Source organism: Thalassovita sp., assembly GCF_963691685.1.
Lineage (GTDB): Bacteria > Pseudomonadota > Alphaproteobacteria > Rhodobacterales > Rhodobacteraceae > Thalassobius.
Window position 1 is genome coordinate 1,890,608 of record NZ_OY829290.1, and the last position, 16,148, is coordinate 1,906,755.

At 58.5% G+C, this 16,148-nt stretch carries 13 protein-coding genes; 5 read left to right on the plus strand and 8 right to left on the minus strand.

Annotated elements, in window-relative coordinates; all coding sequences use genetic code 11:
- Positions 1-136: 136 nt before the first annotated feature.
- The 6 genes from ACORLH_RS09180 to ACORLH_RS09205 form a co-directional block, all read right to left on the minus strand.
- Positions 137-973: a metal ABC transporter permease gene (locus ACORLH_RS09180; protein WP_321832802.1), complete on the minus strand. Its 837-nt coding sequence runs from the start codon at positions 971-973 to the stop codon at positions 137-139.
- Complete coding sequence (locus tag ACORLH_RS09185) at positions 970-1,842, minus strand: metal ABC transporter permease (protein WP_321832400.1); 873 nt, start codon at positions 1,840-1,842, stop codon at positions 970-972. The genes ACORLH_RS09180 and ACORLH_RS09185 overlap by 4 nt, the downstream gene beginning before the upstream one ends.
- A complete protein-coding gene (locus tag ACORLH_RS09190; protein ID WP_058244931.1) occupies positions 1,839-2,753 on the minus strand; it encodes a manganese/iron ABC transporter ATP-binding protein in 915 nt (304 codons plus the stop codon). Before ACORLH_RS09190 ends, ACORLH_RS09185 begins: the two co-directional genes overlap by 4 nt.
- A gap of 30 nt (positions 2,754-2,783) precedes the next feature.
- Positions 2,784-3,674 carry a metal ABC transporter substrate-binding protein gene (locus ACORLH_RS09195; RefSeq protein ID WP_321832401.1) on the minus strand — a complete coding sequence of 297 codons (891 nt, stop codon included), beginning with the start codon at positions 3,672-3,674 and terminating at the stop codon, positions 2,784-2,786.
- A 139-nt stretch (positions 3,675-3,813) separates the two neighbouring features.
- Positions 3,814-4,227, minus strand: coding sequence for an ACT domain-containing protein (locus ACORLH_RS09200; RefSeq protein ID WP_321832402.1), 414 nt, complete (start codon positions 4,225-4,227; stop codon positions 3,814-3,816).
- A gap of 90 nt (positions 4,228-4,317) precedes the next feature.
- Positions 4,318-4,752 carry a GFA family protein gene (locus tag ACORLH_RS09205; protein ID WP_321832403.1) on the minus strand — a complete coding sequence of 145 codons (435 nt, stop codon included), beginning with the start codon at positions 4,750-4,752 and terminating at the stop codon, positions 4,318-4,320.
- 207 nt (positions 4,753-4,959) lie between these two features.
- On the opposite strand from ACORLH_RS09205, the gene metH reads away from it, so the two are divergent.
- Together metH and ACORLH_RS09215 are read left to right on the plus strand one after the other, a co-directional pair.
- Positions 4,960-8,721, plus strand: a complete 3,762-nt coding sequence (metH, locus tag ACORLH_RS09210) for a methionine synthase (protein ID WP_321832404.1) — start codon at positions 4,960-4,962, stop codon at positions 8,719-8,721.
- A gap of 645 nt (positions 8,722-9,366) precedes the next feature.
- Positions 9,367-9,888: a hypothetical protein gene (locus ACORLH_RS09215; RefSeq protein WP_321832405.1), complete on the plus strand. Its 522-nt coding sequence runs from the start codon at positions 9,367-9,369 to the stop codon at positions 9,886-9,888.
- Positions 9,889-10,056: 168 nt separating this feature from the next.
- On the opposite strand, the gene ACORLH_RS09220 is transcribed toward ACORLH_RS09215, so the two are convergent.
- Positions 10,057-12,450 (minus strand): transketolase, encoded by a 2,394-nt coding sequence (locus ACORLH_RS09220; RefSeq protein WP_321832406.1) that lies wholly within the window; start codon positions 12,448-12,450, stop codon positions 10,057-10,059.
- A 162-nt stretch (positions 12,451-12,612) separates the two neighbouring features.
- Between ACORLH_RS09220 and ACORLH_RS09225 the strand changes: the two genes are divergently transcribed.
- On the plus strand, positions 12,613-13,092 hold the full coding sequence (locus ACORLH_RS09225; protein ID WP_321832407.1) for an Lrp/AsnC family transcriptional regulator: 480 nt from the start codon (positions 12,613-12,615) through the stop codon (positions 13,090-13,092).
- Positions 13,093-13,095: 3 nt separating this feature from the next.
- On the opposite strand, the gene ACORLH_RS09230 is transcribed toward ACORLH_RS09225, so the two are convergent.
- Positions 13,096-14,304, minus strand: a complete 1,209-nt coding sequence (locus ACORLH_RS09230) for a methionine gamma-lyase (RefSeq protein WP_321832408.1) — start codon at positions 14,302-14,304, stop codon at positions 13,096-13,098.
- 119 nt (positions 14,305-14,423) lie between these two features.
- Here ACORLH_RS09230 and ACORLH_RS09235 point away from each other — a divergent pair, with 119 nt between their 5' ends.
- A complete protein-coding gene (locus ACORLH_RS09235) occupies positions 14,424-14,882 on the plus strand; it encodes an Lrp/AsnC family transcriptional regulator (protein ID WP_321832409.1) in 459 nt (152 codons plus the stop codon).
- A 74-nt stretch (positions 14,883-14,956) separates the two neighbouring features.
- On the plus strand, positions 14,957-15,826 hold the full coding sequence (locus ACORLH_RS09240) for an alpha/beta hydrolase family protein (protein ID WP_321832410.1): 870 nt from the start codon (positions 14,957-14,959) through the stop codon (positions 15,824-15,826).
- Positions 15,827-16,148 lie beyond the last annotated feature (322 nt).

The following is a 16,148-nucleotide window of genomic DNA, read 5'->3' on the forward strand; positions in this document are numbered from 1 at the left end:
TCAATGTCTCAATGGCCAGCAGGGGGCGCCAGGGCCATCGGGTTTCGGCCTTGGCATTTAGTTTTGCGGTTTGGTTGCGTGCTGTCTAGAAAAACCACACGTTATGAGCGACATCAGCCGACAAGTTGATCCCAACTCACAGCATTTGCCGCTGTTGGCGGGCATCCGTCAGGCGGCGTGCAACCAGTGCGATGATAAACACCGCGGTGAGGATCAGAATGATCGTCGGTGCCGGGGCGCTGTCGATGAAGAAGCTGAGGTAGGTGCCCGCCAGCATCGAGAGCATGTTGACCACCACCGCGACGACCAGCATGACGCCGAACCGTTTGGTGATCAGGAAGGCGATGGCCCCGGGCGCAATCAGCAGGCCAATCGCCAGGATCAGGCCGGTGGCGGACAGCGTGGCGACGATCACCAGGCTGAGGATCGTCAGCAACCCGTAGTGCAGCAGCGTGACGTTCAGCCCGGCGGCGCGCGCCTGTGCCGGATCAAAGGTATGCAGCATCAGGTCTTTCCACTTTACCGCCATGGCCAGCGTGGTCAGCGCAGCGATGATGCCTGCGGTCCACAGATCCTCGGCATGCACGCCCAGAATATTGCCGAAAAGGATGTGATCCAGATGCGCGTTAGTCTCAACCGAGGTGTAGAGCAGAATGCCCACCCCAAACATGCCTGAGAAGACAACCCCCATCACCGTGTCCTGTTTCACCCGGCTGTTTTCAGCCAGATAGCCGGTGGCCACCGCGCAGCCCATCCCGGCCACAAAGGCCCCGATGATCAGTGGGATGCCGGCGATATAGGCCAGCACAATGCCGGGCAGAACGGCGTGGCTGATCGCATCGCCCATCAGCGCCCAGCCTTTCAGGACCAGAAAGCAGCTGAGCAAAGCGGTAGGGACCGCAACGATGGCGCAGATCCAGAAGGCGTTCTGCATGAAGGGGAACATGAAAGGGAACAGAAGCTGATCCATTATGCCGCCTCCTCGGTCACTGGGGTGTTAAGGGCCGCGCGGGCTTTGGCGCGGGCGGCCAGCAGGCCGTGTTTCGGCGCAAAGATGAAAGCGGTCAGGAACACAAGGGTTTGCAGGGTGACAATCACGCCGCCCGTGGCCCCGTCCAGAAAATAGCTCAGATAGGCGCCGATGAAGCTCGACAGCATGCCGATCACAACGGAGGTCACAATCAGCCGCGGGAAGCGGTCACACAGCAGATAGGCCGTCGCGCCCGGGGTCACCACCATGGCAATCACCAGAAAGGCCCCCACGGTCTGCATCGCTGCCACAACCGAGGCCGACAGCAGCATGAAGAACACCAGTTTCAGCGCGCCGGGGTTCAACCCGATGGAGCGCGCATGGCTTTCGTCAAAGAAAGTGACCATCAGGTCCTTCCACTTCACCAGCAGCACAGCCAGGGACACAAAGCCGATGATCGCCAATTGCAGAGTATCCTCAGGGGTGATCGCCAGAATGTTGCCCATGGTGATGGTCTGTACGTTGATGGAGGCAGGGTTCAGTGACACCAGAAACAGACCCAGCCCAAAGAAACTGGTGAAGATCAGACCGATGATCACATCGATTTTCAGGCCCGACCGGTCCGACAGGAACAACATCGCCCCGGCCGCCAAGCCGCCGGAAATAAAGGCCCCCAGTGCAAAGGGCAGACCCAGCGCATAGGCGCCAACCACACCCGGCACCACCGAATGGGACAGCGCATCGCCGATCAGCGACCAGCCTTTCAGCATCAGATAGGCCGATAGGAAGGCACAGACGCCCCCCACAAGGGCCGACACCCACATGGCGTTCAGCATGTAGTTGTAGGTAAACGGTTCCAACAGGGTGATCATGCCTTCGGCTCCGCCTCACCTTCGGTTTTGCGGGTCTCATCACCGTATTGCACGAAGGGCCGTTCATCATCTGTCAGGATTGAGATCTGGCGCGGATCGTCGTCATCGTGCAGCTCTTGGCCGCCCAGTGTGAACTGGCGCAGCACCCCACCAAAGGCGCGTTTCAGGTTGTCGCGGGTAAAGGTGGTTTCGGTCGGGCCGTAATCCAGCACGGTGCCTTTGACCAAAACGGTGCGATCACAGAATTCAGGGACCGAGCCGAGGTTATGGGTCGAGACCAACATCACCCGGCCTTCGTCACGCAACTCACGCAGCAGCGCTATTATCTGATCTTCGGTTTTGACGTCCACCCCGGTAAAGGGCTCATCCAGCAGGATCACCTTGCCATCTTGGGCCAAAGCGCGGGCCAGAAAGACCCGTTTGCGCTGGCCGCCGGACAGTTCGCCAATCTGGCGTTTGCGGAAATCCTGCATGTTGACGCGGTTCAGCGCCTGATCCACCGCCTCGTGGTCGGCCTTACGGGGCCGCCGCAGCAGCCCCATATGTCCGTAACGCCCCATCATGACGACATCTTCCACCAGCACCGGGAAGGCCCAGTCCACCTCTTCGGATTGCGGCACATAGGCGACGAGGTTTTCCTTCAACGCTTGTTTCACCGTACGACCCAACAGGTGGATGCTGCCCTGTGCGGCGGGCACAAAGCCCATGATCGCCTTGAACAGCGTCGACTTGCCGGCACCGTTGACCCCCACAAGCGCGGTCACCGTGCCGCGGGGGATGGCAAAACTGGCCTCACGCAGGGCGGTGTGGCCGTTGCGATAGGTGACTGTGACGTCGCGGGCAAGGATGCCACCGCCGGGGCCGTCCTCGGCAGTGAACTCCTTGAGCGTGGCTGCATCAGGCAGGGTCATGTGATCTTTCATGAGTGGGCTGTCCCGCGTTTAGTTTAAGGTTGCGGTCAGACCGGTTGCGATGGTTTCCGAGGTGACGCGCAAGAGGTCCAAATAGGTTGGCACCGGCCCGTCCGCCTCACTCAGGCTATCTACATAGAGCATTCCGCCATAAGTAGCACCCGTTTCACGCGCCACCTGTTTGGCGGGGTCGTTGTTGACGGTGCTTTCACAGAAAACAGCGGTGATGTTGTTGGCGCGGACCCCATCGATGACCTTGCGCACCTGTTGCGGCGTGCCGGTCTGATCGGCATTCATCGGCCAGAGGTACAGCTCCTGCAGGCCCAGATCCTTGGCCAGATAGCTGAAGGCACCCTCACAGGACACCAGCCAGCGTTTGTCAGCAGGAACCTCGGCAATCTGCGCTTTCAGCGGCTCAATGGTGGCGCGCAGCTGGTCCTTATATGCCTCGGCATTGGCTTTGTAGACCGCGGCGTTGGTCGGATCCTGATCAGCAAAGGCGGTGGCGATGTTGTCGATATAGACAATGGCGTTGTCCAGACCCATCCAGGCATGCGGGTTGGCTTTGCCCTCGTAAGACCCTTCGGCGATCGAAATCGGCTCAATCCCATCGGTGAGGGTGACCGAAGGCACATCGCCCAGGTTTGCGATGAACTGTTCGAACCACAGTTCCAGGTTCAGCCCGTTCCAAAGCACCAGATCTGCGTCATGAGCGCGTACAATGTCACGCGGGGTTGGCTGGTAGCCGTGAATTTCCGCACCCGGTTTGGTGATGGAGACAACATCGGCCGCATCCCCCGCCACGTTCTGCGCCATGTCAGACAAAACCGTAAAGGTGGTCACAACCTTCATTTTTTCCGCCATCGCAGGTGAGGCGAGTACTGCAGTGATCAATGCACCAGTCAAAAGGGATTTGGCCATAATGGGCTCCGGTCCTGTTGGGTTTCCTATCGTGTTGACCTGTTGATAATGAAATTGAGAACCATTCGCAATAGCGCTGAGAATAAAAATGAGAATTATTCGCAACAAGGGGCTGAGGCGATAGGTTGGGGCCTTGTTTTTAGGACGTAGCGCTAGATTGCAGGGTTTGTAGGGCGGTCAGCGCGCGGTCTTTGGCGTCCCAGGGGACAAAGACGTGGTCGTGATGGTAGGCGGCGACAATGTTACACGGAATGTCACTTGCCCCCAATGCGCCGGACACCGCAGCGGTCAGCCCGACGCCTGATAGGGCGGAGTAGACGTTGAGGGTGATACAGGCCATCGGCTGGGCAGTGTCAAACCCTGCGTCTGCCGCGACATCAAAGGGTAGGATCAGCGAAAGCCCTTCCTCCTCCCGGAAGGAAGCAATGGCCGCGTGGTGCAGGTCATTGGTGTCCTGACCCGCATTGAGTGATACAAAGACAAAGCTCCCTTCACGCAGCTGTGGCTCCATGCCGGAAATCATGGCGGCGGCGGAATGGGCGATCTCTGGCATCTTGGGCTCCTGTACAGTCGTTTCCAGCCTGCGGCAGGGACAGGCGTGGGGCAAGCCCCATGTCATACGGGCGTGTCGCAAGGGGTGGTGTCAGTCATAGGCACTCAGGTCTTCGGGGTTGTGCAGCAATGTGCCGTCGTATTTCACCAGATCATCCTTCATCTGTAGCCAGGGCAGTTTGGCCTGATAGTTGACGTGAAAGGTGGGGGTGAAGGTTTCAGGGTGCTCCATCGACCCCGCATAGAGATGCATGCCACCAGCATAATGGTCCGCCTCAAACCCCATGGGGGAGCCACAGTCAGCGCAGAAGTGGCGATAAACCCCGGGGGAGCTTTCGCGCGTTTTCGGCGCGGCGCCTGTCCAGCGAAACTGCCGCAAGGGCACGCCCAGCCAGGCCACCACCGGCGCGGCGCAGTTGCGGCGGCAGTCATCACAGTGGCAGTAGCATTGCCAGGTCGCTGCACCGGTGAATTCCCAGGCTGTGGTTTTGCACTGGCAATAGCCGCGGGTGATCTGTTCGGCCATGGCGCATCCTCTTGGTTTTTACCGTTTCAGCATTTCTGAGCACTGGGTGGAGAACTGTTTCAAATCAGACCTTTGGTGGTCGAAGGCCGACATTTCGCAGTCCTGAATTTGAGGACGCCTCATATAAATGATGATTATTATGAATTGGGCTTATGAAAGGGCAGGCGATACATAGGCGCAACTTCATAAGAACCACATGGTGCCCGTATGTCTGTTACATCCCTCCCGCTTTCCCCTGTTTTTGCCGAACTTGAAGCCGCCGCCAAAGAGCGGATCCTTGTGTTGGACGGCGCGATGGGTACCCAGATCCAGAAACTTGGACTGGTGGAGGATGACTTTAACGGCGACAGCTCGGGTCACGGGCCGGGCTGTACCTGCCACGCGCATATTCACAGTGACAAACCGCTGAAGGGCAACAACGACCTGTTGAACCTGACCCGCCCCGATCTGGTGGAGGAGATCCACTATAACTACGCCATGGTCGGTGCGGATATTGTGGAGACCAACACGTTTTCCGGCACCACAATTGCGCAGGCGGATTATGATCAGCAGGGGCTGGTGGATGCGATCAACATCGAAGGCGCGCGTCTGGCCCGGATCGCGATGGACCGCGCTGAGAAAGAGGATGGCCGCAAACGCTATGTTGCGGGCGCATTGGGGCCGACCAACCGCACCGCCTCGATCAGCCCGGATGTGAACAACCCGGGCTATCGCGCCGTGACCTTTGATGAGTTGCGTGAGGCCTATGCGCAACAGGCCCGTGGTCTGTTGGAAGGTGGCGCTGATATCCTGCTGATTGAGACGATCTTTGACACCCTGAACGCCAAGGCTGCGATCTTTGCCTGTGAGCAGGTGTTTGAAGAGCGCGGTATGCGGTATCCTGTGATGATCTCGGGCACCATCACCGATCTGTCGGGGCGCACCTTGTCGGGGCAGACGCCCACGGCGTTTTGGCATTCGGTGCGTCACGCGCAGCCGCTGACCATTGGTCTGAACTGTGCGCTGGGGGCCAATGCGATGCGTGCCCATATCGCCGAGATCTCCAATGTGGCCGACACTTTGACCTGCGCCTATCCCAACGCGGGCCTGCCCAATGAGATGGGCGAATATGACGAGACGCCCGAAGAGATGGCCGAACAGGTGGCAGGCTTTGCCCGTGAGGGGCTGGTCAATGTAGTAGGGGGCTGCTGTGGCTCCACCTATGATCACATCCGCGCCATTGCGGATGCTGTCGCTGACATTGCCCCGCGCGTTATTCCGACAGTCGCGCCGCAAATGCGCCTGTCTGGCTTGGAACCCTTTGTCCTGACTGAGGACATTCCGTTTGTGAATGTGGGCGAGCGGACCAACGTCACCGGATCTGCCAAGTTCCGCAAGCTGATCACCAATGGTGATTACGCCACCGCGCTGGATGTGGCCCGCCAACAGGTGGAAAACGGCGCGCAGATCATTGACGTGAATATGGATGAGGGGTTGATCGACTCCAAAGCCGCAATGGTGGAGTTCCTGAACCTCATCGCGTCCGAGCCTGATATCGCCCGGGTACCGATCATGATCGACAGCTCCAAGTGGGAGGTGATTGAGGCCGGTCTGCAATGTGTGCAGGGCAAGGCCATCGTGAACTCGATCTCGATGAAAGAGGGCGAGGCGCAGTTTATCGATCAGGCGCGTCTGTGTCGGGCCTATGGCGCCGCTGTGGTGGTCATGGCCTTTGATGAGGTTGGCCAAGCCGATACCGAAGACCGTAAGGTCGAAATCTGTACCCGCGCCTATGAGATCCTGACGCAGCAGGTGGGCTTCCCGCCCGAAGACATCATCTTTGACCCCAACGTCTTTGCTGTGGCGACGGGTATTGAGGAACACGACAACTACGGTGTCGACTTCATCGAGGCCGCACGGCGCATCACCACCGACCTGCCACATGTGCATGTCTCAGGCGGTGTGTCGAACCTGTCGTTCAGTTTCCGGGGCAATGAGTTGGTGCGCGAAGCGATGCACTCGGTCTTCCTTTACCACGGTATTCAGGCCGGTGTGGATATGGGGATCGTCAACGCCGGTCAGCTGGCCGTATATGACCAGATTGATCCTGAGCTGCGCGAAGCCTGTGAAGACGTGGTGATGAACCGCCGTGCTGACGCCACCGAGCGGATGCTGGAGATTGCTGAACGTTTCCGCGGGCAGGGGGGCAGTAAAGGCAAAGAGAAAGATCTGACCTGGCGCGAATGGAGCGTTGAAAAACGTCTGGAACATGCGCTGGTAAACGGGATCACCGAATATATCGATGAAGACACCGAAGAGGCCCGCCAGAACGCGGAACGTCCGCTGCATGTGATCGAAGGTCCGCTGATGGCGGGGATGAACGTGGTCGGCGATCTCTTCGGCTCCGGCAAGATGTTCCTGCCGCAGGTGGTGAAATCCGCCCGTGTGATGAAACAGGCCGTTGCCGTGCTGCTGCCCTATATGGACGCCGAAAAAGACGGTGCTGCCGAAAGTGCCGGTAAGGTGCTGATGGCCACCGTGAAGGGGGACGTGCATGATATCGGCAAGAACATCGTGGGCGTGGTGCTGGCCTGTAACAACTACGAAATCATCGACCTTGGTGTGATGGTGCCTGCCGAAAAGATCCTGCAGGTCGCACGGGAGGAAAACGTTGATATCATCGGCCTCTCTGGTCTGATCACCCCGTCGCTTGATGAGATGGTGCATGTTGCCGCGGAAATGCAGCGTGAAGGGATGCAGCAGCCCCTGCTTATTGGGGGAGCCACCACCTCCAAGGTGCATACAGCGGTGAAGATCCATCCGAACCTTGACACGGCGCAGGCGGTCTATGTCACCGATGCCTCGCGTGCTGTTGGGGTTGTGTCGTCGCTGCTGAGTGACGAGCAGAAGGTCACCTATATCGACGACATCCGCGCGGAATACGCCTCCGTCGCCGAAAAGCACGCCCGCGCCGAACTGGCGAAGAAACGCATCAGCGTCGAGACCGCGCGGGACAATGCCTATCAGGTTGATTGGACCGGCTATCAGGCCACCACACCCAGTTTCCTTGGCACCCGGACCTTTGATGGCTGGGATCTGGCGGAACTGGCGGAATATATCGACTGGACGCCCTTCTTCCAAACTTGGGAAATGCGCGGCGTTTACCCGCGTATTCTGGAGGATGAAAAACAGGGGGAGGCCGCGCGTCAGCTTTTTGCCGATGCGCAAGACATGCTGAAACGCATCATTGATGAAAACTGGTTCCATCCGCGCGCTGTCGTTGGTTTCTGGCCGGCCAATGCGCTGGGCGATGACATCCAACTGTGGCAGGACGACAGCCGCAGCGCAGAACGGGCCACGTTCCACACCCTGCGCCAGCAAAGCGCCAAACGCGCTGGGCGGCCCAATGTGGCCCTGTCAGACTTCGTCGCCCCTGAAGGCACGCCGGATTATCTGGGCGGCTTTGTCGTCACCGCAGGGGCCGAAGAAGAAAAAATCGCTGAGGCGTTTGCCGGTAAAAACGACGATTACTCCTCAATCATGGTGAAAGCCCTGGCCGACCGTTTCGCCGAAGCCTTTGCCGAGCGGATGCATGAAAAGGTCCGCAAAGAACTCTGGGGCTATGCGGCGGCCGAGGATTTCGCCAACCACGAGTTGATCAAAGAAGCCTATGACGGCATCCGTCCCGCCCCGGGCTATCCGGCGCAGCCCGATCACACCGAAAAAGCGACACTGTTTGAGCTTTTGGACGCGACAAACGCCACCGGGGTTGAGCTGACCGACAGCTACGCCATGTGGCCCGGCGCCTCGGTCTCGGGCCTCTATATCGGCCACCCTGAAAGCTATTACTTCGGCGTCGCCAAAGTGGAGCGTGATCAGGTCGAAGACTACGCAAACCGCAAAGGCATGGCGCTGGAAGAGGTCGAACGCTGGCTGTCCCCGGTGCTGAACTACCAGCCCACCGACTTCAAAAAAGCGGCGGCGGAGTAACAGGGGGCTGAACCTTTAGAGCCCTAATTAGAGTGCCGCAGATCCGAAATCGAGCTTGCTGCATTATGGTTGCGTATTGAGGTGTAAAATGCAATCCATGGTGGATTTTTCATTTGAGACCTAGTCTCGCATTTCAGGAGGTGCGACAGCCTTGGTGCTTATCCTTGTGCATGTGCTGTGTTTCTTGGCTTACTGGTCAGCAATCGCGCATATCTTATACCCTCGATCTGTCGCGTTGTTTTGTGAGCGGGCGGCAGAGAGAACGCTGGTAACCCGTTTGCTTTACAGATGTTTTTGGGTGGGCCCTAGGATCACCACGGCATATGGCAGTACACTGAGAGCAAATGCAGGGGTAAGCGAGCCCTTTTGGCGTGATGTGGTGATGATGGCTGCAATTTCCCTTTACTTGGTGACCGCCGTGAAGCTGTTCGGTTAGGCTTTTCAAGTGTCAGCCCGGTTGCGCAAAGCCGCAGGGAATTCTGCCCTGTCAAAGGGCAACAAAGCTCTCAAAACAACAATATTTAGCCTCGTATAGTTAGAAGGCGATCTTCGCTTCAGGCGGGTGTGGTGGGCTGTCTTTACAATCATTTTGGGGATTGGCTAGTTTCGACTCTCGACGACTCTTAACTGAAGGCATTCCAAATAATGGGTTATTCAAAGATCGCATTGGCAGCGGTGACGCTGATCTCACTTGCTGGTTGCGGCGTTGGTACATCTTCCAAATACCAAGGCGAGACAACAATTGGTAAATACCGGGTTAACTGGAACAAAATTACCTCGGGCCATGGTTCATCAAAACAGACACCGCTTTTCTTCGCATTCACTTTGATAGACAAACCTGCCAGTTTGGTAACAGAGGCAAACTGGGAAGAGGAAGCGAGACAACAGAACACCACGGTCGCCGCCGTCAAAACTTTGTATCGTTCCGATGTGTTCCCACATCGTGACGGAGGAGTGGGCCTGTGCATGCAAATGGCAATTGAAGAAGGACTATGCGGAAAACGTGAATACCCGTCGACTTCGGAGAAAGCCAAAATGGCCGAACAGGCACTATCAACCTTTGCAACCTGTCGCTGGACTGGGTTTGATCCGGCGTTTAATGTCAAAATGACGTATAGCGCCGGGGCCAGTTCCTCAACGTTGTGGATTAAGGCGGACTGCAGTTAAGTCGTTGGTGTTAAAGCAAACCAGCTACTGGACCTGTAGGTGGTTCGTTGCATAAGGGGCGGTGACATTTGATCATTGCCACAAGTCTATAAGCTCCCGAAGTATCTTCGGGAGCTTTTGTTCGCTTGGGGTGCTATAGCCGTCAGATTTGCCTTGGCTTCCACTGCCTCACCGCACCGGAATAGGCCGGCCGGCAGTGAGGCCGCGGACTTTTTCGGCGATGGAGGCGGCGTCGATGCCGTGGTGGCGGTAAAGGTCGCCGATGGTGCCGGTTTGGCCGAAATGCTCGACCCCCAGTGACACGGTTTGATGGCCCTCGACCCCGCCCAGCCAGGCCAGGGTGGCGGGATGGCCGTCAATTGCGGTCACCAGTTTGCAGTGGCGGGGCAGGGCACCCATCAGGCGTTCGATGTGGCTGACGGCCTTTGCGTTGCCACGGGCGCGGGCACGTTGTGCCGCGGTCCAGCCGGCATTCAGACGGTCGGCCGAGGTCACGGCCAGCACGCCGACATCGCGGCGGCCTTCGCCGATGATCCCCGCCGCTTTGATCGCCTCAGGTGCAACAGCACCCTGATAGGCGATCACCACCTCACAGTTCGGCCCCGGTTTCTTCAGCCAATAGGCCCCGTCAATGGCACCCTGACGGAAATCCTCATCCGCGCGTTTGCCGGGCTGTTCGATCGGGTTGGTGGTCAGCCGCAGATAGACCGAGCCGCCGGTCTCATCGCGCAGCCAGGTGCGTTCGCAGGGATCGCCTTCACCATCGCGCTGCAGATAGTCAAAAGCCCACTCCATGATCACCGCCAGCTCATCCGCAAAGGCCGGTTCAAAGGCGGCCAGACCGTCCTGCGACATGCCAATCAGCGGTGTGCCGATCGACTGATGCGCGCCGCCTTCAGGGGCCAGCGTCACACCAGAGGGGGTGCCGACGATCATGAAGCGTGCATCCTGATAACAGGCGTAGTTCAGCGCATCGAGGCCGCGGCAGACAAAGGGATCATAGACCGTACCGATGGGGATCAGACGTTTGCCAAACAGGCTGTGGCTCAACCCCGCCGCGCCTAAGAGCAGGAACAGGTTCATCTCGGCGATGCCCAGTTCGATATGCTGACCTTTTGGGGTGAATTCCCACTTGGCGGTGGAGGGGATGCGATGCTCAATGAACGCATCGGCCTGTTCTTCCCGGGCAAACAGCTTGCGCCGGTTGACCCAGGGGCCAAGATTGGTGGTGCCGGTCACATCCGGTGAGGTGGTCACAATCCGTTCCGCCAGCGCACTGTCACCTTTGGACAGGTCATCCAGCACCTTGCCAAAGGCGGCCTGGGTGGAAATGTCTTTCTCCGCCGAAATCGCAACCGGCGGCACCGGCAGCTGGGCGTCCGTGTAACGGCGCGGACCTTTGGCAAAGAACGGCACATCGCCAAGGAATTTCTGCAAAGCCTTTGCATCCTCAACGGTCGCGAAAGGCTCCCACTCCTGACCCTCAGTCACACCCATATGGGCCTGCCAGGCCTTCATCTGGGTCTTGTTCATCAGACCGCCGTGGTTGTCCTTGTGACCGGCAATGGGGGTGCCCCAGCCCTTGACCGTATAGGCCAGGAAACAAGTGGGGCGGTCATGGTCGATGCTGGCAAAGGTTTCCGCCATGGTGGCCACACAGTTGCCGCCAAGGTTTTCCATCAGCGCGGCCAGTTCGTCATCGCTGCGCCGTTCGATCAGCGCGGTGACGTCTCCCTGATCGCCCAGATCATCCAGCAGCCGTTTGCGCCAGACCGCACCGCCCATGAAGGTCAGCGCCGAGTAGTCCTGATTGGGACAGCTGTCGATCCAGTCGCGCAGCGCCGCGCCGCCCGGTTCTGCAAAGGCCGCCTGTTGCAGCGCTCCGTATTTCACCCGCACCACATCCCAGCCAAAGGCGTCAAAGATCTTCTCAACCCGTTCAAACAGGCCTTCGCGCACGATGCCGTCCAGCGATTGACGGTTATAGTCGATCACCCACCAGCAATTGCGCAGGTCGTTTTTCCACCCCTCCTGCAGGGTTTCATAGACGTTGCCTTCGTCCAGTTCGGCGTCCCCCACCAGCGCCACCATCCGGCCCAGCGGCAGGCCTGCGCCCCAGGTCTTGGCTTCGATGTAATCCTGCACCATCGACGCAAATGAGGTGATCGCGACCCCCAGGCCCACGGAGCCGGTGGAGAAGTCCACATCGTCAATGTCTTTGGTGCGGCTGGGGTAGCTCTGCACCCCGCCGAAGCCGCGGAAGTTTTCCATCTTCTCACGGGTCTGCTGGCCCATCAGGTACTGCATCGCATGGAAAATGGGTGAGGCATGTGGTTTCACCGCCACCCGATCCTCAGGCTTCAGCGCCGAGAAATAGAGCGCCGTCATGATCGACACCATCGAGGCGGAAGAGGCCTGATGCCCGCCGATCTTGATCCCATCCTCTTTCGGGCGGATGTGGTTGGCGTGGTGGATCATCCAATGGGATAGCCACAAAAGGCGCTGCTCCAGCGTTTTAAGATGCGCGATGTGCTGGCTGTCGAGTGTGGTGGTCTGGGTCATTTGGGTCCTCCCGGGGGCAGCGCGTGGGCCGTGCAAAGTGGGGTGCTTGGTGGGTCGCGTGGCGCGTTGCGCCAGTTTACCATGGCTGTGCTGTTGTTATCCGGCGTATTTCGGCGTATTTTTCGTTAACTTTGGTGGTATCCGTTAAGAAAGCTGAGCATAGTGGCAGATTTCTCTAATCTTGATCCGTTCGATATTCAGATCCTTCAGATCCTGGGTCGTGAAGGGCGGCTTTCGGTGCAGGAGCTGTCAGACCGTATTGGCCTTAGCCCCACCCCGGTGGCCCGCCGGATCAAACGGCTGGAACAGGAAGGCATCATCACCGGCTATGCGGCCCTGATTGATGAGGCCGCGCTTGGCTATGAGTTTTCGGTCTTTGTCTCAGTGCAGCTGGACCGGCAGGTGGATGACGCTTTGGCGCGGTTTGAACGCGCCGTCAGCGCCATGCCAGAGGTGGTGGATTGCTGGCTGATGACCGGCGATCGCGACTACCTGCTGCGGATTGTCACCACGGGCCTCAAAGAATTCGAACAGGTGCTGGTCGAACGTCTGACCAAGGTGCCGGGTGTGTCCTCCATCCAATCCTCAATCCCACTGCGGCGGGTGAAGGGCGGCGTGGCGCGCACGCCGCCGCTGGGTTAGGGCTTATTCCGCCGCCAGCGCTTCGGTCCCGCGGGGCAGGGCCTGATCCAGATCGGCCAGAATATCGGCCACCTCTTCCAGACCCACCGACAGGCGGATCAACCCGTCCGAGATGTGGTGTTCGGCGCGCTCTTCCGGGGTGTAGGTGGAATGGGTCATCGAGGCAGGGTGCTGGATCAAGGTTTCCGCATCGCCCAGTGACACGGCACGCTGGATCATCTCCAATCGGTTCATCATGCTGCGGCCTGCCTCCAGCCCGCCGGCCAGTTCAAAGGCGATCATCGCGCCGGGCTGATCCATCTGGCGTTTGGCCAGATCGTGCTGCTCATAGCTTTCCAGACCGGGGAAATAGACCTTCTGCACCTCAGGCTGCGCTTCCAGCCAATCGGCCACCACATCGGCGTTGCTGCAATGGCGGTCCATCCGCAGTGCCAGCGTTTTCAGCCCGCGCAGGATCAACATGGCGTTGAACGGCGACATCACCGCGCCGGTCATATCCTTCATGCCGACCAGGCGCACCTCCTGGATCAGCTCGGCCGAGCCGACCATCAGGCCGGCCACTACGTCGCCATGCCCACCCAGGTATTTGGTGGCCGAGTGCAGCACCAGATCTGCACCTTTTTCGATCGGGCGGGTCAGGTAGGGGGTGGCATAGGTGTTGTCGACAATCACGGTTGCACCCTGCTCATGGGCAATGGTGGCAACGGCTTCGATGTCCACCAGACGCATATTGGGGTTTGCCGGGGTCTCAAAATAGACCACGCGGGTTTTGTCGCTGATCGCGTCAACCAGATTGTCGGGATCGGTCAGGTCACAATGGGTGATGGTGACGCCAAACTTGGTCAGCCCGTGCTGCATGAAGGCAAAGGTGCAGCCATAGAGCGTCTTGTCGACGATGACCTCATCACCGGGGCTGAGCAACGTCCAAAGCGCGGCGGTGATTGCCCCCATGCCCGACGCCAGCGCCAGACCGGCCTCCGCCCCTTCCAGCGTGGCGATGCGTTTTTCCAACAGATCGCAGGTCGGGTTGGAAATTCGGCTGTAGATGTGGCCGGCACGGTCGCCGGCAAACATCTCACCACCGGCCTCGGCCGTTTCAAACGCAAAGGTTGAGGTCAGGTGCAACGGCGGCGTCAGAGCGCCTTCGTTGTCCTGCGGATCATAGGCGTGGTGAATGGCGCGTGTTGCGAAACCGGGATTTGAATTGTTCATTGGTTGCTCCCCCAAAATCTGTGTTGCAGGCAGGGTGGGGCAGAAAGACTGGCATGTGCATGCCAATGTTGCTAAGTATTGGTCTAAAATTAGCATATTATGCCGATATTGGATCAAAGATGGACAGCAAAGACCGCCAAATCCTGCGTGCCCTGCAGCGCGACGGACGTATGACCAACCTGGAACTGGCCGAACAGGTGAACCTGTCGCCCAGCCCTTGCCTGCGCCGCGTGCGCAATCTGGAAAAAGCCGGTGTTCTCAAAGGCTACAGCGCCGATGTGGATGCCGAAGCATACGGTCTGGCGCTGACTGCTTTTGTCCGCATCACGCTGGAAAAGCACAATGAAGATACGGTAAAGACCTTTGAACGCCGGGTGATCGCGCTGGATGAGGTGCAGGAATGCCATATGCTGACTGGTCCCACTGACTACCTGCTGCGGGTCGTGGTCGCGGGGCTGGCAGCCTATGAGGATTTCATCCGCACCCGCATCCATCCCATCGGCGGCATCGGGTCCATCGACACCAGCTTTGTCTATGGCACCGTCAAGAAAAGCGGCGTTTACCCGATGCTGGACTAGCGCTCCTATTGCCTTCACAAAAATTGACCTAATTACTCGGGAATATGGGACTCCCTTTACCTGAGAGGTCAGAAATGTTTGGCACGTTTGTTTCCAATATGATGATCAAGCCGGGGCAGGCCCCCTTGTTTGATCATCCCCAATCCTTTGATTTGCCTTTTGAAGATGTTGAGTTTTCCACCGAAGACGGCGTCACCCTGCGGGGATGGCTGATCCGCGGCGGCGCTGACAAGGTGATCGTGCAAAGCCATTTCGGCGTGCAATGCAATCGTGGTGGCTGGACGCCCAAAGGCCATGGCCCGATGCCCCCCTGGAAGCAGGACATCCGTTTTCTCAGGCAGGCCAAATATCTGATGGATCAGGGCCATTCGGTGCTGATGTATGATCTTCGGGGGCATGGGGACAGCGATCTGGGCCCCATTCCTTGGGTCAGCTGGGGCCCGGAAGAAGCCAAAGATGTGATTGCCGCGGTGGATTTCGTCTCGGCCCGGTATCCAAGTGCCAACATCGGACTGCTGTCCATTTGCATGGGGTCGGCGGCCACGACCTATGCCTATGGCCGGGACCACGGGCTGGCAGAGCGTCAAAACATTAAGGCGATGATCGCGGTGCAGCCCTTGCTCTATTCCAATTTTGTCAAAGCCCTCGGCATGCCCGGTTTTATGGTCCGCGCCGGTGAAAAGGTCAGCACCGCACGGATGGGTTTCAACATGGCGGAGCCGAACTTTGTGCTCGACGCCCCCAAGATCACCGTGCCGACGCTGGTGGTGCAAAACACCAATGATCCCTGGACGGAAATGCCAATGGTGCAAAGCTACTATGACGCGCTGACCGTCGACAAAGAAATGCGGCTGATCGAGCTGGAGAAGAGCCGTTTTGCCGCCTATGAATATCTGGGCGCGCGGCCGGAACGGGTGATGGATTGGTTTGACCGCCACCTGTAAGCGCAAAGCAGGGGGATCCGTCACGTGAAAGCCTGCCGTGTAGTGCAGCCCCCTGTTCCTGTGTGAAATCCGTGATACATGCACCGGCACTGGAATCAGCGCCGCCCACGCCGCAATGTTTGCGTGCAGGGTCTTTCATAGCCACGTCACTGCACGCCACAGTCAAGGTCGCCCCAATGGACACCAAACTTCACACCGCCGCCCGCCTCTCGGTCGCTCCGATGATGGATGGGAACGACGCTTTCTGAAACCCCTTGTTTTGTTGGGTTTGGTTGGTGCCATGAGAATCTGTAGCACTGGATGTAGCACCGTTATATTTAAT